Genomic DNA, 19,509 nt, shown 5'->3' with positions numbered 1-19,509 from the left:
CCGGCACCTAGAATCGGCGCCCATGGTCGGTCCCCAGAAGGGATCGACCCACGACAGGCGCCGCGGCGGGACCACCCTCGCCGTCCGCAGGCGACCGCGCCCCCCAGCCGGAGACACACGCATGACCGAGATGTCCGCCGAGTACAAGGCCCTGGCCGAGTACCGCCCCACCCAGAAGGTCCGTTTCGTGACCGCCGCGAGCCTCTTCGACGGCCATGACGCGGCGATCAACATCATGCGGCGCATCCTGCAGAGCATGGGCGCGGAGGTCATCCACCTGGGCCACAACCGCTCGGTCGACGAGGTCGTGACCGCCGCGCTGCAGGAAGACGCGCAGGGCATCGCGGTCAGCTCCTACCAGGGCGGCCACGTCGAATACTTCAAGTACATGGTCGAGCTGCTGCGCCAGCGCGGCGGCGACAGGATCCAGGTCTTCGGCGGCGGCGGCGGCGTGATCGTGCCGGCCGAGATCCGCGACCTGGCCGACCAGGGCGTGCGCATCTTCAGCCCCGAGGACGGCCAGCGCATGGGCCTGCAGGGCATGATCGGCGAGATGGTCATGCGCTGCGACCAGGACCTCAGCGCCGCCGCGCCCGGCGAGATCGCCGCGCTGCAGGGCCATTCCGAAGCCGCCTGGCGCGCGCTCGCGCAGGCGATCACCGCGCTGGAGAACGGCCGCGCCGACGCCGCGTTCACGCAGTCGCTGCGCGACGCGGCCCGCGACCTGCGCATCCCCGTGCTCGGCATCACCGGCACCGGCGGCGCCGGCAAGTCCTCGCTGACGGATGAACTGATCCGGCGCCTCCGCCTGGACCAGGACGACGCGCTGCGCATCGCTGTCATCTCGATCGACCCGTCGCGCCGCAAGAGCGGCGGCGCGCTGCTCGGCGACCGCATCCGCATGAACGCCATCGCGCCCTGGGCCGCCGGACCGCGCGTGTACATGCGCTCGCTGGCCACGCGTGACTTCGGCTCCGAGATCTCGCAGGCGCTGCCCGACGTGATCGCCGCGGCGAAGGTGGCGGGCTTCGACCTCGTCATCGTCGAGACCTCCGGCATCGGCCAGGGCGACGCGGCCATCGTGCCGCACGTGGACGTGCCGATGTACGTGATGACGCCGGAATTCGGCGCCGCCAGCCAGCTCGAGAAGATCGACATGCTGGACTTCGCCGAGTTCGTGGCGATCAACAAGTTCGACCGCAAGGGCGCGGCCGATGCCTGGCGCGACGTCGCCAAGCAGGTGCAGCGCAACAAGGAGGCGTGGGGGAAGAAGGCCGAGGACATGCCCGTCTTCGGCACGATGGCCAGCCGCTTCAACGACGACGGCGTCACCGCGCTGTACCAGGCGCTCAAGCCGCGCCTGGCGGAACTCGGCCTGGGCCTGCGCGACGGCCGCCTGCCGATCGCCGCGACACGCTTCAGCACGCACCAGACGCCGATCGTGCCGCCGGCGCGCGCGCGTTACCTGGCCGAGATCAGCGACACCGTCCGCGCCTACAAGAAGCGCGCCCGCGCGCAGGCGCGGCTCGCGCGCGAGATCCAGCAGCTCAGCGCCAGCGCCGCGATGCTGGGGCAGTCCGATGGGCAAGCGAACGTTGCGGCGCTCGAAGCGCTCGAAGCGCTGGCCGCCTCGCGGCAGGCCAAGCTCGACGCCGACGCGCGCCAACTGCTGGCGCAGTGGCCCGACATGCAGAAGGCCTACGCCGGCGACGAGTACGTCGTGAAGATCCGCGACAAGGAGATCCGTACCGCGCTGGTGTCGACGTCGCTCTCGGGCACCAAGATCCGCAAGGTCGTGCTGCCGCCGTACGAGGACCAGGGCGAACTGCTCAAGTGGCTGATGCTGGAGAACGTGCCGGGCAGCTTCCCCTACACGGCCGGCGTGTTCGCGTTCAAGCGCGAGGGCGAGGACCCGACCCGCATGTTCGCCGGCGAGGGCGACGCCTTCCGCACCAACCGCCGCTTCAAGCTGGTCTCCGAAGGGATGCCGGCCAAGCGGCTGTCGACGGCCTTCGACTCGGTCACGCTCTACGGCGCCGATCCCGCGCCGCGGCCCGACATCTACGGCAAGGTCGGCAACTCCGGCGTCAGCATCGCGACGCTGGACGACATGAAGGTCCTGTACGACGGCTTCGACCTGTGCAACCCGACGACCTCGGTGTCGATGACGATCAACGGCCCGGCGCCGTCGATCCTGGCGATGTTCATGAACACCGCCATCGACCAGCAGCTGGCGAAGTTCAAGGCCGACAACGGCCGCGAGCCCACCGCCGACGAGGCCGCCAAGATCCGCGCCTGGGTGCTAGCCAACGTGCGCGGCACGGTGCAGGCCGACATCCTCAAGGAGGACCAGGGCCAGAACACCTGCATCTTCTCGACCGAGTTCTCGCTCAAGGTGATGGGCGACATCGCGCAGTACTTCGTCAACCATGACGTGCGCAACTTCTATTCGGTGTCGATCAGCGGTTACCACATCGCCGAGGCGGGCGCGAACCCGATCTCGCAGCTCGCGTTCACGCTGTCCAACGGCTTCACCTTCGTGGAGGCCTATCTGGCGCGGGGCATGCACATCGACGACTTCGCGCCCAACCTGAGCTTCTTCTTCAGCAACGGCATGGACCCGGAGTACACCGTGCTGGGCCGCGTCGCGCGCCGCATCTGGGCGGTGGCGATGCGCGACAAGTACGGCGCCAACGAGCGCAGCCAGAAGCTGAAGTACCACATCCAGACCTCGGGCCGCTCGCTGCATGCGCAGGAGATCGCGTTCAACGACATCCGCACCACGCTGCAGGCGCTGATCGCGATCTACGACAACTGCAACTCGCTGCACACCAACGCCTACGACGAGGCGATCACCACGCCGACCGAGGAGTCGGTGCGCCGCGCGATGGCGATCCAGCTGATCATCAACCGCGAGTGGGGCCTGGCCAGGAACGAGAACCCGAGCCAGGGCGCCTTCATCATCGACGAGCTGACCGAGCTGGTCGAGGAGGCGGTGCTGACCGAGTTCGAGCGCATCGCCGAGCGCGGCGGCGTGCTGGGCGCGATGGAGACGGGTTACCAGCGCAGCAAGATCCAGGAGGAGTCGCTGCACTACGAGATGCTCAAGCACACCGGCGAGTACCCGATCATCGGCGTCAACACCTTCCGCAACCCGCATGGCGACCCGGTGCCGGAGCACATCGAGCTGGCGCGCTCGACCGAGGACGAGAAGCAAAGCCAGCTGACGCGCCTGGGCGAGTTCCATGCGCGCCACGCGGCCGAGTCGCCGGCGATGCTCAAGCGGCTGCAGCAGGCGGTGATCGACAACGGCAACGTCTTCGAGGTGCTGATGGACGCGGTGCGGGTCTGCTCGCTGGGGCAGATCACGGCGGCGCTGTTCGAGGTCGGCGGGCAGTACCGGCGCAGCATGTGAGCCCGTAACGCCCATCGCGCGGTCTGGTTATCCTTGCGCCCGCCGCCGGGTCGGCGTCGCGACCGCGGCGCACCGGATAGCGCGTCTAGAGGGAGGACACCATGATCGGATTCATACGCACCTGCGGCGCCGCCGCCGCATTGACGTTGGGCTTGCTGCCCGTCGGCCGGGCACAGGGCGACCCGGGCTACGACTGGTCGGTGATCGGCACCAAGGTGACCGCGATGGAGGTCACCTACATGCCGGACCGCATCCTGTTCGCCGTCGAAGGCAACGCCGGCAACTGCGGCAGTGGCACCTGGCTCACCTACGCGGGCAACCAGAGCGACAACGCGGCGCGGCAGGCCAATGTCAAGGCGGTCTACGCTGCGTTGATTGCCGCCAAGACCACCGGCACGCCGATCCGGATCTACGGCATCAACAGCGGCTGCAAGGTGACCTTCTTCTACCTCGGCTGACGACGGCCGGCCTCTGGCACGACCCGGCCCCGCGCACCTCCAAGCGCGGGGGGGCGGCCGCGCGCCGCCTTGCCGTGTCCAGGAGGCACTCCCATAATCGATCGCACCCACGTCGACGGGAGTCCGCCATGCTGCAGACGCTGAACCGGATGAAGATCACCACCCTGCTCCAGGTCGGCTTCGCGGCGGTGCTCGCGATGGCGGCCCTGATGACCGGCGTGGGGGTGATGAAGCTGCGCGAGATGGTGCGCCTGAGCGACGGCCTGCACGTGCTAGAGCAGCGCCGGCTGATGGCCACGAACTGGCGCGCCGCGACCGAGCTCAACCTGAACCGCGTGATGGCGATCGCCAAGTCCGGCGGGCACGACGGGCTGACCGCATTCCTCTCCGGCGAGATGACGCGCACCACCGAGCGCATCAACCAGCTCCAGGCCGACCTGGAGAAGGCCATCGACGACCCGGAGCAGAAGGCGCAGCTGCCGGTCATCGCCGCCGAGCGCCAGCGCTACGTCGACATCCGCAAGGGCGTGATGGCCGCGATCAAGGCCGACCCGGCGGCGGGCGGCCGGCAGGTCGACCAGACCCTGATCCCGGCGGCGACCAGTTACCTCGCATCGGTCGAGAAGCTCGTGGCGCTCATCTCCGAGGACACCGACGCCTACGCCGCGCGCCAGCGCGAGCAGGCCTCGCAGGCGGCGACGCTGATGCTGGCACTGACCGGCCTGGCGGTGGTGCTGGGCGTCTTCATCGCGTGGCGGATCACGCAGTCGGTGCGGGCGCCGATGGTGCGCGCCGGCGCGGTGGCGCAGACCATCGCCAGCGGCGACCTGAGCCAGGACATCGTCGTCGATCGCAGCGACGAGATCGGCGTGCTGCTGCGCGAGCTGAGCGCGATGCAGGACGCGCTGCGGCGCATGGTGCGGCAGGTCCGCGACGGCACCGAGACCATCAACGTCGCGACGCAGGAGATCGCGACCGGCAACCAGGACCTGTCGGCGCGCACCGAGGCGACGGCCTCCAACCTGCAGCAGACGGCCTCGTCGATGGAGGAGCTGACCGGCACGGTGGCGCACACGGCGAGCTCGGCCCAGCAGGCCAACGCGCTGGTGAGCGCGACGCGCGAGTCGGCCTCCAAGGGCGGCGACGTGGTGAGCGAGGTGGTCGAGGTGATGCAGCAGATCGAGTCGAGCTCGCGGCGCATCAACGACATCATCGGCGTCATTGACGGCATCGCCTTCCAGACCAACATCCTGGCCTTGAACGCGGCCGTGGAGGCGGCGCGGGCGGGCGAGCAGGGACGCGGCTTCGCGGTGGTGGCCGGCGAGGTGCGGGCGCTGGCGCAGCGCTCGGCCGGCGCGGCCAAGGAGATCAAGGCGCTGATCGGCGAGAGCGTCTCGCGCGTGGACGCCGGCACGCGGCTGGTGCAGGACGCCGGCACGACGATGGGCGAGATCGTGCAAGGCGTGCGCCGCGTGGCAGATATCGTCGGCGAGATCGCCACGGCGGCCGCCGAGCAGAAGGATGGCATCGGCCAGGTCAACGTCGCCGTGCAGCGGCTGGACGAGATGACGCAGCAGAACGCCGCCCTCGTCGAGGAATCCGCCGCCGCGGCGGGCAGCCTGCGCTCGCAGGCGGAGCAGCTGAACGCGCTGGTGAGCGCGTTCAGGCTGGCGGCGTAGGAGGCTGGGGCAGCGCGTCAGGCCCAGATGGCCGAGAGAGCTTGCAGCTCTCCGATCAATCGGGGTTTTGGCTGCTCGAGGACCTGCTTGTGAATCAGGAAGACCACCGACTTCAGTAGCTCCGTCGTGTTCAGCTCGGACGACGCTTCCAGCTTCCGGAAGTCCTCCGTGACGCGCTGGGGCACCTTCATCGAAATGCGGCGGCGGGCAGCGCCACGCTCTTCGGGAAAGCGTTCGATCGCCCTCCGATGCGACAAGCGAAGCACCACTGCGGCTCGAGCATCCATCGCCGTCTTGTGCACGAAGTAGGTCAGCAGCGCCCTTCTGAAATCGGTCGATGCCTGGCCGTCGATCCGTTGAACGGCATGGTCCAGCACGTCGAGGTAGATGGCCGGCAGGCTGGCCTCGATGGGGCGCATGGCCGCCTTGCGGGCCTTCGAGATGGCCGGCGTCGACTGCGCCGGAATGGCAACGGTCGCGCCGCATCGATCGCAGACGCCAACCAGGATGTTCCGTGCCATGCCGTTGCCGTCGCTGAAGGGAACGTCGCGTCGCCGGTAGGTGGTCCTGACCACGTCGTCGCAATCCGCGCAAAGCGCTTTGCCATGGTCGCCGTCATGAAAGATCTTCATTTCCTTCTCACTGGTGAACGCTGATGAACACGGTGCCAGGCTCCAGAAAGTAGAACTTGACGTACCAGCCTCGTGTCCTGATCAAGTGGCAATCGATCTGATGCTTGCGATGCAGCGGGGAACACTCGTAGTCGGTGCCCCGGCTCGCCCTCACGAGCCCTGCGACGAACGTCGGCGACACGGCACCGATCGACAACAGGTTCTTCTCCCGAATGTCGTTGCGCGACTCGTGCTGATAGTCGCCATCGAGAAGCGCCTGCACGACCGCCTGCTTCACAGCTCGAAATCCCTTCGGCCCGCCCACGTCAGACTCGCAGTGTACGAAATTCCTCGTATTGTTGTGAGCTGCGCACGCGAAGCAAGCTGCCGGGCATCCCCGGCCACCGATTTGGTCAAGAAGCTGCGCGGCGCGCCAGAATGCACGAAGGCCGCCCGATGGCGGCCTTCTGATGGCAGCGGCGCGCGCCCGATCAGGGCACGACCGCCAGGAACAGGAACACGACGAACACTACCATGTGCACGGCGCCTTGCAGCACCGTGGCGCGTCCGCCGCCCAGCGTGAGGCCGCCGACGATGAAGGTGAGGAACAGCAGCACCATGCTCAGCGGCGTGAGCCCCAGCACCAGCGAATGCGGGAACAGCGGCGACAGCACCGCCACCGTCGGGATCGTCAGCCCGATGCTCGCCAGGCCCGATCCCAGTGCGAGGTTCAAGCTGGTCTGAAGCCGGTTGTGCAGCGCCGCGCGCACCGCCGCGACCGTCTCCGGCAGCAGCACCAGCATCGCCACGATCACGCCCACCAGCGACGGCGGCGCGCCGATCGCATGCACGCCGCGCTCGATCGTCGGCGCCAGCAGCTTGGCCAGGCCGACCACGCCCACCAGGCACACCAGCAGCAGCGCCAGGCTCAGCCCGGCCACCCGCCAGCTCGGCGGCTCGGCATGCGTGTCCTGGTCGTCGACGCCGGCCACCGGCAGGAAGTAGTCGCGGTGCCGCACCGCCTGCACGAACACGAAGGCGCCGTACAGCACCAGCGACACGCCGCCCGCGAACAGCAGCTGCGCGGTGGTGAAGGTCGGCCCCGCTGAACTCGTCGTGAAGGCCGGCAGCACCAGCGTCAGCACCGACAGCGCCGCCAGGACCGCCAGCGTCGGGCTCGTGCCCTCGACGCGGAAGGCCAGCTCCTGGTGTTTCCAGCCGCCGACCAGGATGCACAGGCCCAGCACGCCGTTGCAGACGATCATGATCGCGGAGAACACCGTGTCCCGCGCCAGCGTGTTGGTGGACTCGCCCCCCGCGAGCATCAGCGACACGATCAGCGCCACCTCGATGATGGTCACCGCGACCGCCAGCACCAGCGAGCCATAGGGCTCGCCTACCCGGTGCGCGACCACCTCGGCGTGATGCACCGCCGCGAGCACCGCGCCGATCAGCAGGACGCTGACCAGCGCCAGCACCAGCGTCGAGTTGCCGCCGGCCGTCAGCCCCAGCAGCGCGAGGATCGCCGCCAGCGGCGCGAGCAGCGTCCAGATCGGCAGGGCCGCCGGCAGGCGGGCAAGAAGGGAGTTCGAGGGCTTGGCGCGCATGGGGACCGAGCATAGACCACGATGGTCGCCCGCCCGTGGACGCGCTAGGCTGCGACGCCATGCCCACCCTCGATCCCCGCGTCGATGCCTACATCGCGCGCGCCGCTCCCTTCGCGCAGGAGATCCTGCGGCACTGGCGCGCGACCGTGCATGCCCACTGCCCCGAGGTCATCGAGACGATCAAGTGGGGCTTCCCCAACTTCACCTACCGCGACCGGATCCTGACCGGCATGGCCGCCTTCAAGGCGCATTGCTCGATCGGCTTCTGGCATGGGGCGGCGGCCGTCGGCGCGGCGCATGCGAAGGACGGCGCCATGGGCGATCTCGGCCGCGTCGCCTCGCTCCAGGACCTGCCGGCCCCGGCGGAGCAGCAGGCCATCCTGCAGCGCGCGATGCGCCTCATCGAGGACGGCGTGAAGGCCCGGCCCGCCAAGGCGGCCGCGCCCCGGCCACCGCTGGCGACGCCGGACGACCTGGGCGCGGCGCTCCAGGCCAACGCGGCGGCGCGAGCGACCTTCGAGGCCTTCCCGCCCAGCCAGCAGCGCGAATACATCGAGTGGATCGTCGAGGCGAAGCAGGCCGGCACCCGCGAGAAGCGCCTGGCGCAATCCATCGCGTGGATGGCGGAAGGCAAGCGCCGCAACTGGAAGTACGAGCGCCGCTGAACCTCAGGCCGCCGGGCTCTCCATGCCGAGCTCCCAGCCGCTGTCGTGCAGCTGCACGTTGTTGCGGCCACCGTCCTTGGCGCGATAGAGCGCGCGGTCGGCGCGCATGAACAGCTGGTCGGCGGTCAGTTGTCCGCCCGGCGCCGCCACCGCGATGCCGGCGGAGACGGTCAGGGCGAAGTCGTGGCCCTCGCCGTCGCACAGCCGCAGCGTCGCCACCGCCTCGCGGATCTGTTCCACCAGGCGCGCCGCGCCCGGTCCGTCGGTGGCCGGCAGGATCAGCCCGAACTCCTCCCCGCCCCAGCGCCCCACCACGTCCGACGCGCGCAGCCGGGCGCGCACCTCCGCTGCGAAGGCGCGCAGCGCGTCGTCGCCCGCATGGTGGCCGTGGCAGTCGTTGACGTCCTTGAAGTGGTCCAGGTCCAGCAGCACGAAGGCCAGCGGCGTGCCTTCGCGTCGACCGCGCTCCAGCTCATGCCGCAACAGCGCATCCGCCGTCATCCGGTTCAGGCAGCCGGTGAGGCCGTCGGTGGAGGCCATCTCCTCCATGCGACGCGCGATGCGCTCGAAATTGGCGAGCACGAAACCGAAGCCCGCGCCGATCAGGCAGATGAAGCTGAACAGGAAGGTCAGGCCCTGGCCCAGGCTGCTCTGCATCAGGTCGCGGTACTCCTCCGGATTGGTCAGCGCATGCACGCTGCGCAGCAGCAGGCTGGTCGCCGCGGCGACCAGCGTCAGGCCGACGGCGCGCAGCGACGACTCGCCGCGCCAGCCCGGCCCCAGCAGCACGAGGATGGCCGGACACAGCAGCAGTGCGAAGACCAGCGAGATCGCACTGGTGCGCAGCGCCAGCGGCCAGGTCAGCATCCAGGCCGTGAGCGTCCAGGCCCCCAACGGCGCGCTCCACCACATCCAGCGCGGCAGCGAGCGGCCCAGCACGTGGCGATGGATGGCCTCGTTGTAGAACACGATGCCCAGCGCGATCAGGCCGTTGCCCAGCAGCGCCGACACCCACACCGGCACCACCAGCCGGGCCGTCAGCATCGCGAAGCCGGCCAGCAGCGTCCACGAGCCCCAGGTCCACACCGCCAGATCCAGGTAGCGCAGCCGGCTGCGCTGCGCCGCCCACAGCTGCACGCCGAGCATCGCGAAGCCGCTCAGCAGCGCCAACATCAGCGTGGGGATGTGGATGGACGCCATGACGAGCGAGTGTAGTGATCCCGGACCGACGGCCGTCCCCCTACATCGCGGGCCCGAGCCGTCAAGGTGGCGTCAAGCCGTGGCACCCGGACGAAGCTCGGACGAAGCTCCGGAAGAGATGCTCAGGTCAGGCGGTCGATCAGCGCCATCGCGGCGGCGGGCGCGCGTTCCTTGGCGCCGCTGATGAAGAACACGAACACGTCGCGCGGCCGCCGCGGCGGCGTGCGGTCGGCCTCGACCAGCGGCAGGCGGTCCGGCTGGCCGCCCGAGGCCCAGCGCGAGGCGCTGGCGGCGATGCCGTCGAGCTCCTCCTCGGTGACGCCGGTCACCAGCTCGGACCGGGTGCGCATCACGCGGGTGTAGACGAAGTCGGTCGTCAGGTCCGGGATGGGCGGGTAGTCGTCCGACTCGGTGAACACGACGGCGGCGTCGTGGTCGCGCGCCATCGCCAGGAACTCGGCGCTGCGGAAGCTCTCGTGACGCACGTCGAGCGCATGGCGCAGCGTCACGCCACCGGACTGCGCCGGCAACAGCTTCAGGAAGGCGCCGAAGTCGACGGGATCGAATCGCTTGCTCGGCGCGAACTGCCAGACGATGGGCCCGAGCTTGGGCCCGAGTTCCGCGACGCCGCTGTCGATGAAGCGCATGACCGATTCGCCGGCCTCGGCCAGCACCCGCCGGTTGGTCGCGAAGCGGTTGGCCTTGAGCGAGAACACGAAACCCTCGGGCGCGGTGTCGCGCCACTTCGCGAAGGTGGCCGGCTTGAAGGTCGAGTAGTAGGTGCCGTTGACCTCGATGGCGGTCAGCTTGCGGCTGGCGTATTCCAGCTCGCGCGACGCCGGCAGGTCCTTCGGATAGAAGGTCTCGCGCCAGGGTTCGAAGTTCCATCCGCCGATGCCCACATGGATCGAGGTGCTCATGTCGTCGTGTCCTCCAGCAGTCGTTCGAGTCGGGCCTGTCCGCGCCGCGTGACGCGCAGCGCGCGGCTGTCGGGATCGGGGTCGAGCCAGTCCTGCGCCAGCATCGCCTGCAGCCAGGCCGCGCCCAGCGCGCCGCCCAGGTGCGGCCGGCGTTCGCTCCAGTCCATGCAGGCGCAGGCCAGGCGCCGTCGACGCGCGCCGGTGGCCGCGGCGACATCGACGCCCAGCGCGCGCAGCGCGTCCAGGCCCTCGTCGGTGCAGCGATAGCCGCGGGCTTCGTCGGGATCGGGCGTCATCCAGCGCTGGCGCAGCGCGTGGTCGTGCAGCCGCACGCCCCAGTGGCCGGCGAGGTGGTCGTAGCAGCGCCGCGCCTGGCGCAGCGCGGGTGGGGTGCTGGGCTCGAAGCGCGGGCGCGGCAGGCCGGCCAGCACCAGCATCGCCTCCAGGGCCTGGCCCACCTCGGCGCCCGCGAGCCGGTAGTAGCGGTGCTTGCCCTGGGCCATGCAGCCGACCAGCCCTTGCGCGAGCAGCTTGGCCAGGTGGGCGCTGGCGGTCGAGGCCGCGACCTCGCCGACAGCCGCCAGCTCGGTGGCGGTGCGCGCGTGGCCGTCCATCAGGCAGCAGAGCATGCGCGCGCGGACCGGCTCGGCCATGCTGGCGGCAATGTGCGCCAGCGCCTCGTCGGCGGTGGGGGCGTCAATCATGTTTCGATGCTAAGCGAAGCGTTCCCGGCGATCCATCGCGAAGATTCCCCCATCTCCCCTCCCCTCGCCCACCCGGGCGCCCACGCGATGACCGCTTGTCCCTTCCATGCGCGGCACGATGCCAATGCCCAGGTCGTTGGCGCCGCTGATGCCGCTGATGCCGCTGATGCCGTTGACACCGATGCCCCGATCGCCGACGCGCTGAGCATCGATGCGCCGCTCGCGCCACTGCTCGACCCCGCGCTGCGGATGCGGCCGCCAAACGAGCCACTGCCGCCACCGCTGCGCGCCCAGGGCGGGCCGCTGGCCGAGGTCTTCTCGCGCTGGCTGCGGCAACGCGACGACGCGGCTCACGCGCCGGAGAAGGCGGTGCTGTCGCGCGCGCTGCTGGCGCTGTCCGATGACGACGTCCGCGCCCATGCCCGTCGCCAGGCGGCCATCGCCGCGCGGGGCGGCTGGTCCCACTGGCATTGGGCGGTTCCGGCATCGACGGTCGCGAGCCTGCTGGGCCTGCCCATGGACGACCTCGCGGCCCAGCGTCGACTGCACGGGCAACTGCGCGCGATGGCGGCCGGCCTGGGCGCCCAGGCGACGGGCGAGGCGGTCCGCGCCGGCGGCGAGGCGGTAGCGACGCTGCTGGGCGCGCTCGACGACGCCGAGCACCGCGCGCCCGATGCGCCGCTGCAATGGACCTTGCTCCGGCATGCCGGGCCCTCGCGCTGGACCGACCGCGCCGCGTTCACCGCGAACCGGCTCGCGCTGATCTGGCAGAGCCATGAAGCGGGCGCCGCGCTGCTGGGCCATGCGCTGCTCGGTGATTCGTGGATGGGCGGCGCACCGACGCGCGAGGCCCTGCTGCGCCTGGCACGCGACGGCGGCGCCGTGCGCGTGACCCGGCGTTTCGACGTGCGGCAGCAGCCCCCCGCACCGGTCACCGTGCAGCTGGCCGGCACCGATCACCCCTTCGGCGACGGCGCCCACCGCTGCCCGGGACAAGGCCTGGCGCTGGGCACGTCGCTCGCGTCGCTGCAGTGGCTCGCCGAGCAACCGGGGCTGCGTCCGCCGACCGCCGTCGCGCCGCTGGCGTTGCCCAACATGGACATTCCGCAATTCAAGGACGAGGAGCTTTTCCCATGATCGCCGTCATCTTCGAAGTCACGCCCAGCGCCGACGGTCGCGACCGCTACCTCGAGCTCGCCGCCGAGCTCAAGCCCCTGCTGCAGGAGATCGATGGTTTCCTCAGCATCGAGCGCTTCCAGAGCCTGACCGACCCGGGCAAGCTGCTCTCGCTGTCCTTCTGGCGCGACGAGGCGGCGGTGCAGGCCTGGCGGCGCCTGGAGGCGCATCGCCAGGCGCAATCGGAGGGCCGCGCGGGCGTGTTCGCCGACTACCGGCTGCGCGTCGCCGCGGTGCTGCGGGATTACGGCATGCAGGCGCGCGACGAGGCGCCCACGGACAGTCGAGAGCGCCATCGCGCCTGAAGTGCCCATGGCGCCGGTGATGTCGGCGGCATCGGTGGTGTTGGGATAGGCGCATCGGTCGCGCGACGCTCGAGAGCCGCGTAACGCGCGTAACGGTTCTCGCGCTGCCGACTCGTCCATCGCGCGGGCGATTTCGTCGCAGGATGGCGCCGGCGCCGCGCGGCGTGCCGAGAATCGCCGCCATTCCAACGACGCCGCCTCGAAGCCGGCTCCTTGCTTCCCATGTCCTCCCCTTCCCTGCCCGGCTCGGGCACCCCGCGCCTGCATGGCCTGGACACGCTGCGTGCCGCGGCCATCCTGCTGGTCTTCGCCTACCACTATCAGGTCTTCGTCAGCGGCGAGTCGACCTTCGGCTGGCTGAGCCGCATCGGCTGGGCCGGCGTCGACCTGTTCTTCGTGCTCAGCGGTTACCTGATCGCCAACCAGCTGATGGGCGGGATCGCGCGCGGCGAGCGCCTGTCGCTGCCGCGCTTCTATGGCCGGCGCCTGCTGCGCACGCTGCCCAACTTCTACGTCGTGCTGGCGCTCTACCTGTTGCTGCCCCCACTGATGGGCGGCCGTGAGCCGCCGCCGCTGTGGCGCTTCCTGACCTTCACCCAGAACATTGGCCTGGCGCCCGGCACGGCGTTCTCGCACGCCTGGTCGCTGTGCATCGAGGAGCAGTTCTATCTGATGCTCCCCGCCGCGCTGATGCTGGGCGCGGCGCTGAAGTCGCGCCGGCGCGTGCTGGCCTGGTCGCTGATCGCCGGGCTGACGCTGGCCGCCATCGCGTGGCGCGATCACCTGTGGCGGCGCTACGGCACGCAGGATCCGTCGCTCGGCTACTACCCGCAGCTCTATTACGGCAGCCTCGCGCGCCTGGACGAATTCCTGCCCGGCGTCGCCATCGCCCTGCTGAAGCATGGCCATGCGGACCTGTGGGCCGCGCTGATGCGTCGCTCGCGGATGCTGCTGGTCGTCGGCGTCGCGGCCAGCCTGGGCATGCTCACGCTGATGCTGCACTTCTATTACATCGACGGCTACGGCTATGGCCACGCGATGAGCAGCTGGGGCTACAGCGCGCTCGCATGGAGCTTCGGGCTGCTGACCCTGGCGGCGCTCGCACCGCGTGGCGCGCTGTCCCGCGTCGAGGTCCCGGGCGCGAATGCGCTGGCGCGATGGTCCTACGCGCTGTATCTCACCCACAAGCCGATCGCCTATGCGCTGCTCCAGCCGTTGGCGGCGGTCGGGCTGACGCGCACCTCGGGCGCGGCGGTGCCGGTGATCGCGGCGGCCTGCCTGCTGGGCGGATGGCTGCTCTACCGGACCGTCGAGCGGCCTTTCCTTGGCTGGCGCGACCGCTGGATCCCGTCGCAGTTTGTTGACGCGACGCGTGCTACAACCGCGGGCCAAAGGAGTCCCCAGCATGCCTAGCCCCCGTTCCTCCCGCCCTCGCCGTCCGGCGGTCCTGTCCCTCGGCGCCCTGGCGCTGAGCCTGCTCGCCACCGCCTGCATGGGCGCGAACGCCGAGGAGATCGGCGACGTGAGCACGGTGTTCAAGTTCATCGGCCCGAACCACAAGATCGTCGTCGACGCCTACGACGACCCGGCGGTGAACGGCGTGACCTGCTACGTCTCGCGCGCGAAGACCGGCGGCATCAAGGGCGGCCTGGGGCTGGCCGAGGACAAGTCCGAGGCCTCCATCGCCTGCCGCGCGGTCGGTCCGATCAGCATCCCCAAGCCGCTGCCGCGGCAGGAGGAGGTGTTCTCCGAGCGCGCCTCGCTGGTGTTCAAGCGGCTGCGCGTCGTCCGCATGGTCGACGCCAAGCGCAACACGCTGGTCTACCTGACCTACTCGGACCGCGTCATCGAGGGCTCGCCGCAGAACAGCGTGACCGCCGTGCCGGTGGACCGCGGCACCGTCATCCCGGTGAAGTAAGGCGCGACGGTCCTCCATGCCCGTCATCACCGTCTTCACGCCCGACGAGGTCGAACACCCGGACAGACCGGCGCCGCTGTCCGACTTCAACCGGCAGTTCATCGCCCAGGGCGACTCCTGGTTCTCGATGGGCGGGCTGCCGCTGCAGTCCTCCAACCTGTTCGACGGCATGTCGACACGGACCGCCGCCTGCGCGGTCAATTTCGCCTCGCCCGGCGCCGTGCTGAGGCGCATGACGGATACGGTCCGGGAGCGCCGCTTCCTGCGTCACTTCAACGGCCCGCTGTCCCGCCGCTGGAGCGCGCTGCTGCTGTCCGGCGGCGGCAACGACCTGATCGAGGCGGCCGCGGTCGACCCGACGCAGCCGGCGGCGCTGCGCCTGCTGGCCACGCAGGCGGAGTGGGGCGCCGGCGTCGCGGAGGACCGCTATCTCTCCGACGCGGGCTGGCAGACCTTCAGCGTTCACCTGGATGCGGTCATGCGGCAACTGCTGCGGGAGCGCGACCGGGGCCTCAACCGCGGCATCCCGGTGGTGCTGCACACCTACGACCTGGCCGTGCCGCGTCCGAGCGGCGCGGGCCTCGGCCGCGGCCCCTGGCTGCAGCCCTCGCTCGTGAAGTACGGCGTCCCGCAGGACGCATGGGCCGCCGTGAGCGCGTTGATGCTGCGTCGGCTGAAGGCCTTGCTGTTCCAGATCGCGGCGACCACGCCCGATGGATCGGTGCACGTCGTCGACACGCAGGGCACCTTGACGCCAGCACGCGTGACCGACACCGGCGCGACCGCCGACTGGCTCAACGAGATCCATCCGACGAGCGCCGGCTACCGCAAGCTCAGCGCGCACTGGGCGCCGGTGCTGGACCGGCTCTGACGCTCGCCGAGGATCGCGTCAGGGCGCGGCGACGACAGGCGACAGCGCGCGTTCGACCTCGAAGCCCTCGTCGATCCAGCCGGTCAGGCCGCCGATCATCAGCTTCACCGGCCGGCCAAGCCGGGCCAGCCGCACCGCGCCGCGGTGCGCGCCATTGCAATGCGGGCCGGCGCAGTACACGACGAACAGCGTGTCCTTCGGGTACGCCGCCATCTTGCCTTCGGTGATCTTGCCGTGCGGCAGGCTCAGCGCGCCGGGCAGGTGGCCGCGCTGGTAGAGCTCGTGGCTGCGCACGTCGAGCAGCACGAAGTCCTGGACGCCGCGGGAGAACGCATCGTGGACGTCCCAGCAGTCGGTCTCGAAGGCGAAGGCCTGCTCGAAGTGGGCGAGCGCCTGGGCGCTGGGCGCGGCGGGAATGGCGGAGACATGCGAGCTCATCGGGGGTTCCTTGCTGGGTGGTGGGGATCGATGGCAGCCAGTGTCGCCAAGCGCGGTGTCATGCACGAGTGGCCGGAATGCCGCGTATCGGTAACATCGCGCCATGCCACGCGCCCGCCATGAATCGAGCCCCCCTCCCCGCAAGGGCAGCACCGCCGGCGCGAGGCCCGTCGCCGCCCGCGCCAACGCCGCCAGGTCGAGCCGATCGGCCCAGGCGGCCACCTCGACCGAGGCGCCGCTGGTCGCGATCCTCGCCTACGACCGGCTCTGCATGTTCGAGTTCGGCTGCGCCGTGGAGCTGTTCGCGCTGGACCGGCCCGAGCTCGGCGTCGCCTGGTACCGCCACGCGATCTGCGCGGCCGAGCCCGGTCCGCTGCGCGGCACCGGCGGCGTGCGCGTCGAGGCGCCCCACACGCTGGCGATGCTGCGTCGCGCCGACATCGTCGTCATCCCCGGCTGGCGCGATGCCGCCGAGCGGCCGCCCGAGCCGCTGCTGAAGGCGGTGCGCACCGCCCATGCGCGCGGCGCGCGGCTGTGCACGATCTGCTCCGGCGTCTTCGTGCTCGCGCATGCGGGGCTGCTCGACGGCCGGCGCGCGACCACCCACTGGCGTTATGCCGAGCGCCTCGCCCGTGAGTTCCCCCGCATCGAGGTCGATCCCGGCGCGCTCTACGTCGACGAGGGCCAGGTGATCACCTCGGCCGGCTCGGCGGCCGGGCTGGACATGCTGATGCACCTGGTGCGGCGCGACCACGGCGCGCGCATCGCCAACGCGGTGGCGCAGCGGCTGGTGATGTCGCCGCATCGCGAGGGCGGCCAGGCGCAGTTCGTGCCCAGGCCGATGCCCAGCGACGAATCCAGCCCCATCGCCGTGCTGCAGGACTGGTTGCGCGCGCATCCGCGCGAGGTCCACACGGTCGCGTCGATGGCTGATCGCGCCGCGATGAGCGCGCGCACCCTGCAGCGCCGATTCAAGGCGGCCACGGGCCTGGCACCGCTCGAATGGCTGACGCGCGAGCGTGTCGCCATCGCGAAGGAGCTGCTCGAGACCCGCGAGTCGCTGGACGTGGAGGCGGTGGCCGATCTCTCGGGGCTGGGCTCGCCGGAGTCGATGCGGCGGCACTTCCGCTTGCTGGGACTGCCCGCGCCTTCGCGCTACCGGCGGCAGTTCGGCTGATCAGGTCGAGCATCAGCGGAACACCACGCAGGCCGCGCCCGGCATGGCGATGAAGCGGCCGTCGAAGCGCGGCAGCGCCTCGCCGTCGAGCCGGAACACGCTGAGCTGATGACTGCGCTGCAGGCTGACCCAGAGCTCGTGGCCGTCCGGGCTCAGCGTCGCACTGCGCGGGTAGCTGCCCTGGGCCCAGACTTCGCCGCGCCAGGACGGGCGGCCGTCCGCATCCAGGTCGAAGACGGCGATGGCGTCATGCAGCCGGTTCAGCGCGAAGAGCCGGCGCCCGTCGGGCGTGACGAGCAGGTCCGATGCGTAGCTCAGCCCTTCGAAACCCGCCGGCAGGCTGCTGATGCGCAGCCGATGGGTCAAGCGCCCCGCGGCGTCCAGGCCCAGCCAGTCGAGCGCATTCGCGGCCTCGTTGAGCAGGTAGAGCTGCCCCGCATCCGTCGGGTGGAAGACGAGGTGGCGCGGCCCGCTGCCCGGCGGCAGCGACAGGCCCTCCAGCTCGATCGGCATCTCCCCGCCTTCATCGACGCGCCACACGCGCAGCAGGTCGTGGCCCAGGTCGGTGGCCAGCATCAGCGGCCAGCGCGGATGCCGGCGCACCATGTGCGCATGCGGCTCGGCGCCGGGCCTGGGAGCGATCGACCGATCGGGCGCACGCAGCGCACCGTCGCTCTCCACCACGGCGCGCCGCACGCTGCCATCGCCGTAATGCGCGATCCATGCCTCGCGCGCGCGGCCGGCGTTGTCGTCGAAGGCGAGATGCACCGGCAGCGTGCCGCCCGTCGCGACCCGCGACATCAGCGTGAGCGCCCCGTCGTCGGGATCGACCGCGAAGCTCGCGAGCTCGTGACTGTCCTCGAGCAGCGCGTGCAGCCGCCGTCCGCCCTCGGCCAGATGGAGCCAGGTCGGGCTGCCTTCGAGCGGCGCAGCAAGCCGCGCCCACACGCGACCACCGTTCTCCCGCACCAGCGCGTGAACGCCGCCGCAGTGCGGTCCATATCCGCCGGCGAAGGCGAACGGCACGCCCGGCAGGCGAGCCGGGGCGGACGGGAGGGTGGTCGTCAGGCTCATGGGGCCGCGACTTTACGTGCGCGGCCGCATCGGGGCCACAATCGCCGGTCATGACCAGCTCACGCCCGCCTCGCCGGCGGGTGCCGCGCGTATGCGTTTCGACGTCCCGACGCTGTTCAGCCTGATGCTGATCCAGTCCCTGGCGCTGGCGCTGCTGCTGCCCTTGCTGCTGGGCTGGTGCGACAGCATCGCCGCCCGCCGCGCGCAACTCGGCGCCGCTGCCCAGGCCGCCGGCTGGGCCCTGCTGCTGCTGCCGCCCGAAGGCTCGCGCCTGGCCGCGACCGTGGCGCTGGGCCTGCTCAGCGCCAGCGTGACGCTGCTGTGGATGGCCGCCGACCGCTGGCTGCCCGGGCGGCTCGGCCGCTTCTTCCAGTACGGCATGCCGGTGCTGGTCATGGTCGGCTACGGCGCCGGCTGGGACAACTACGCGCTGCGCCTGGCCTGGTCCAACGGCTGCATCGGCCTGCAGATGCTGGCGTTCTGCGTCAGCCTGATGCAGCCGGTCAAGCGCGGCCCCGTCGGCCACCTGCGCTGGCGCCTGCTGTTCACCGTCAGCCTGGGCCTGCTGGCGCTGCTCAACCTGGCCCGCGCCTACCTGGCCGGCTTCGACACCGGCAACCTGCCGCGCTTCGACGCGCCGCATCCGCTCAACATGGCCTTCGCCGTCGTGGCCAACGTCTGCGTGCTGGCCGCCGCGATCGCGATCCTGGTGGCCTGGCGCGGCGAGAGCGAGGTCGAGCTGCGCCGCCTCTCCCAGGTCGACGCCGCCACCGGGCTGGCCAACCGGCGTGCGTTCCAGCAACGCTCGGTGGACATGATCTCGATGGCGCGTCGCTACAGCGAGCCGCTGATGCTGCTGGTCATGGACCTGGACGGCTGCAAGGCGATCAACGCCACCCACGGCGAGCTCAAGGGCGACCAGGCGATCGCGCTGTTTGCCCGCTGCCTGGACGAGCAGAAGCGCCTGGGCGACGTCATCGCGCGCATCGATGGCCAGCGCTTCGCGGTGATGATGGCGCGCTCGGACCTGGTCGGGCCACCGGCGCTCGACCGCCGCGTCCGCGAGGCGCTGCTGGAGTTGGCGCCGCGCGAGCTCGGTTTCACGCTCGGTTATTCGGCCGGCTGGGCCAAGCTGCGCAACGGCGACCGCAACATCGAGGACCTGCTGCACCGCGCCGAGGCCGCGCTGTATGCCGCCAAGCGCCAGGGCAAGGGCCGCCTGTGCGCCGAGCCGGGGCTCGAGGCGGAACTCAGCGTGGCGGTGCCCGCCTGAGCCGGAGCCTGAGCCGTC

Annotated in this window: 19 protein-coding genes; 11 read left to right on the top strand and 8 right to left on the bottom strand. The window is 70.8% G+C overall.

Annotation, left to right across the window (positions count from 1 at the left end):
* Nucleotides 1-121: 121 nt before the first annotated feature.
* From icmF to BM393_RS26330, 3 genes are all read left to right on the top strand, one after another.
* A complete protein-coding gene (gene icmF / locus BM393_RS00180; protein WP_091719820.1) occupies nt 122-3,415 on the top strand; it encodes a fused isobutyryl-CoA mutase/GTPase IcmF in 3,294 nt (1,097 codons plus the stop codon).
* Nucleotides 3,416-3,516: 101 nt separating this feature from the next.
* On the top strand, nt 3,517-3,873 hold the full coding sequence (locus BM393_RS00175; protein ID WP_091719815.1) for a hypothetical protein: 357 nt from the start codon (nt 3,517-3,519) through the stop codon (nt 3,871-3,873).
* Nucleotides 3,874-4,001: 128 nt separating this feature from the next.
* A complete protein-coding gene (locus tag BM393_RS26330) occupies nt 4,002-5,552 on the top strand; it encodes a methyl-accepting chemotaxis protein (protein WP_175538130.1) in 1,551 nt (516 codons plus the stop codon).
* A 17-nt stretch (nt 5,553-5,569) separates the two neighbouring features.
* Here the strand turns inward: BM393_RS26330 and BM393_RS00165 are convergent, their stop codons facing one another.
* The 3 genes from BM393_RS00165 to BM393_RS00155 form a co-directional block, all read right to left on the bottom strand.
* Nucleotides 5,570-6,184, bottom strand: coding sequence for a hypothetical protein (locus BM393_RS00165; RefSeq protein WP_091719810.1), 615 nt, complete (start codon nt 6,182-6,184; stop codon nt 5,570-5,572).
* 7 nt (nt 6,185-6,191) lie between these two features.
* A complete protein-coding gene (locus BM393_RS00160; RefSeq protein WP_091719806.1) occupies nt 6,192-6,488 on the bottom strand; it encodes a hypothetical protein in 297 nt (98 codons plus the stop codon).
* Between the two features lie 166 nt (nt 6,489-6,654).
* Entirely contained in the window at nt 6,655-7,770 is a 1,116-nt protein-coding gene (locus tag BM393_RS00155) for a calcium:proton antiporter (RefSeq protein ID WP_091719803.1), read from the bottom strand.
* Between the two features lie 59 nt (nt 7,771-7,829).
* Here BM393_RS00155 and BM393_RS00150 point away from each other — a divergent pair, with 59 nt between their 5' ends.
* The gene (locus tag BM393_RS00150; protein WP_091719800.1) at nt 7,830-8,435 is read left to right on the top strand and encodes a YdeI family protein; all 606 of its coding nucleotides are present in this window, start codon (nt 7,830-7,832) and stop codon (nt 8,433-8,435) included.
* A gap of 3 nt (nt 8,436-8,438) precedes the next feature.
* On the opposite strand, the gene BM393_RS00145 is transcribed toward BM393_RS00150, so the two are convergent.
* The 3 genes from BM393_RS00145 to BM393_RS00135 form a co-directional block, all read right to left on the bottom strand.
* On the bottom strand, nt 8,439-9,635 hold the full coding sequence (locus BM393_RS00145) for a GGDEF domain-containing protein (RefSeq protein ID WP_091719795.1): 1,197 nt from the start codon (nt 9,633-9,635) through the stop codon (nt 8,439-8,441).
* A gap of 122 nt (nt 9,636-9,757) precedes the next feature.
* Complete coding sequence (locus BM393_RS00140) at nt 9,758-10,555, bottom strand: DUF72 domain-containing protein (RefSeq protein ID WP_091719792.1); 798 nt, start codon at nt 10,553-10,555, stop codon at nt 9,758-9,760.
* Nucleotides 10,552-11,256: a helix-turn-helix transcriptional regulator gene (locus BM393_RS00135; protein ID WP_091724877.1), complete on the bottom strand. Its 705-nt coding sequence runs from the start codon at nt 11,254-11,256 to the stop codon at nt 10,552-10,554. The genes BM393_RS00140 and BM393_RS00135 overlap by 4 nt, the downstream gene beginning before the upstream one ends.
* 90 nt (nt 11,257-11,346) lie before the next feature.
* Here BM393_RS00135 and BM393_RS00130 point away from each other — a divergent pair, with 90 nt between their 5' ends.
* The 5 genes from BM393_RS00130 to BM393_RS00110 all read left to right on the top strand — a co-directional run bounded on the left by BM393_RS00130 (nt 11,347) and on the right by BM393_RS00110 (nt 15,529).
* The gene (locus BM393_RS00130; RefSeq protein ID WP_091719789.1) at nt 11,347-12,396 is read left to right on the top strand and encodes a hypothetical protein; all 1,050 of its coding nucleotides are present in this window, start codon (nt 11,347-11,349) and stop codon (nt 12,394-12,396) included.
* Entirely contained in the window at nt 12,393-12,740 is a 348-nt protein-coding gene (locus tag BM393_RS00125) for an antibiotic biosynthesis monooxygenase (protein WP_091719785.1), read from the top strand. Before BM393_RS00130 ends, BM393_RS00125 begins: the two co-directional genes overlap by 4 nt.
* Nucleotides 12,741-12,962: 222 nt before the next feature.
* Entirely contained in the window at nt 12,963-14,153 is a 1,191-nt protein-coding gene (locus BM393_RS00120) for an acyltransferase (RefSeq protein ID WP_091719781.1), read from the top strand.
* A 79-nt stretch (nt 14,154-14,232) separates the two neighbouring features.
* Complete coding sequence (locus tag BM393_RS00115; protein ID WP_233217840.1) at nt 14,233-14,658, top strand: CreA family protein; 426 nt, start codon at nt 14,233-14,235, stop codon at nt 14,656-14,658.
* A gap of 16 nt (nt 14,659-14,674) precedes the next feature.
* Nucleotides 14,675-15,529: a GDSL-type esterase/lipase family protein gene (locus BM393_RS00110; protein ID WP_091719774.1), complete on the top strand. Its 855-nt coding sequence runs from the start codon at nt 14,675-14,677 to the stop codon at nt 15,527-15,529.
* 18 nt (nt 15,530-15,547) lie between these two features.
* Here the strand turns inward: BM393_RS00110 and BM393_RS00105 are convergent, their stop codons facing one another.
* On the bottom strand, nt 15,548-15,967 hold the full coding sequence (locus BM393_RS00105) for a rhodanese-like domain-containing protein (protein WP_091719769.1): 420 nt from the start codon (nt 15,965-15,967) through the stop codon (nt 15,548-15,550).
* A 103-nt stretch (nt 15,968-16,070) separates the two neighbouring features.
* Here BM393_RS00105 and ftrA point away from each other — a divergent pair, with 103 nt between their 5' ends.
* Entirely contained in the window at nt 16,071-17,144 is a 1,074-nt protein-coding gene (gene ftrA / locus BM393_RS00100) for a transcriptional regulator FtrA (protein WP_091719764.1), read from the top strand.
* 12 nt (nt 17,145-17,156) lie between these two features.
* On the opposite strand, the gene BM393_RS00095 is transcribed toward ftrA, so the two are convergent.
* Entirely contained in the window at nt 17,157-18,218 is a 1,062-nt protein-coding gene (locus tag BM393_RS00095; protein WP_091719760.1) for a beta-propeller fold lactonase family protein, read from the bottom strand.
* A gap of 91 nt (nt 18,219-18,309) precedes the next feature.
* Between BM393_RS00095 and BM393_RS00090 the strand changes: the two genes are divergently transcribed.
* Nucleotides 18,310-19,491, top strand: coding sequence for a GGDEF domain-containing protein (locus tag BM393_RS00090; protein ID WP_175538129.1), 1,182 nt, complete (start codon nt 18,310-18,312; stop codon nt 19,489-19,491).
* Nucleotides 19,492-19,509: the final 18 nt, after the last annotated feature.

It is taken from the genome of Mitsuaria sp. PDC51, from assembly GCF_900113225.1.
In the GTDB taxonomy this organism is placed as follows: Bacteria; Pseudomonadota; Gammaproteobacteria; order Burkholderiales; family Burkholderiaceae_C; genus Roseateles.
This window is presented reverse-complemented; position numbering and strand designations above follow the sequence as displayed.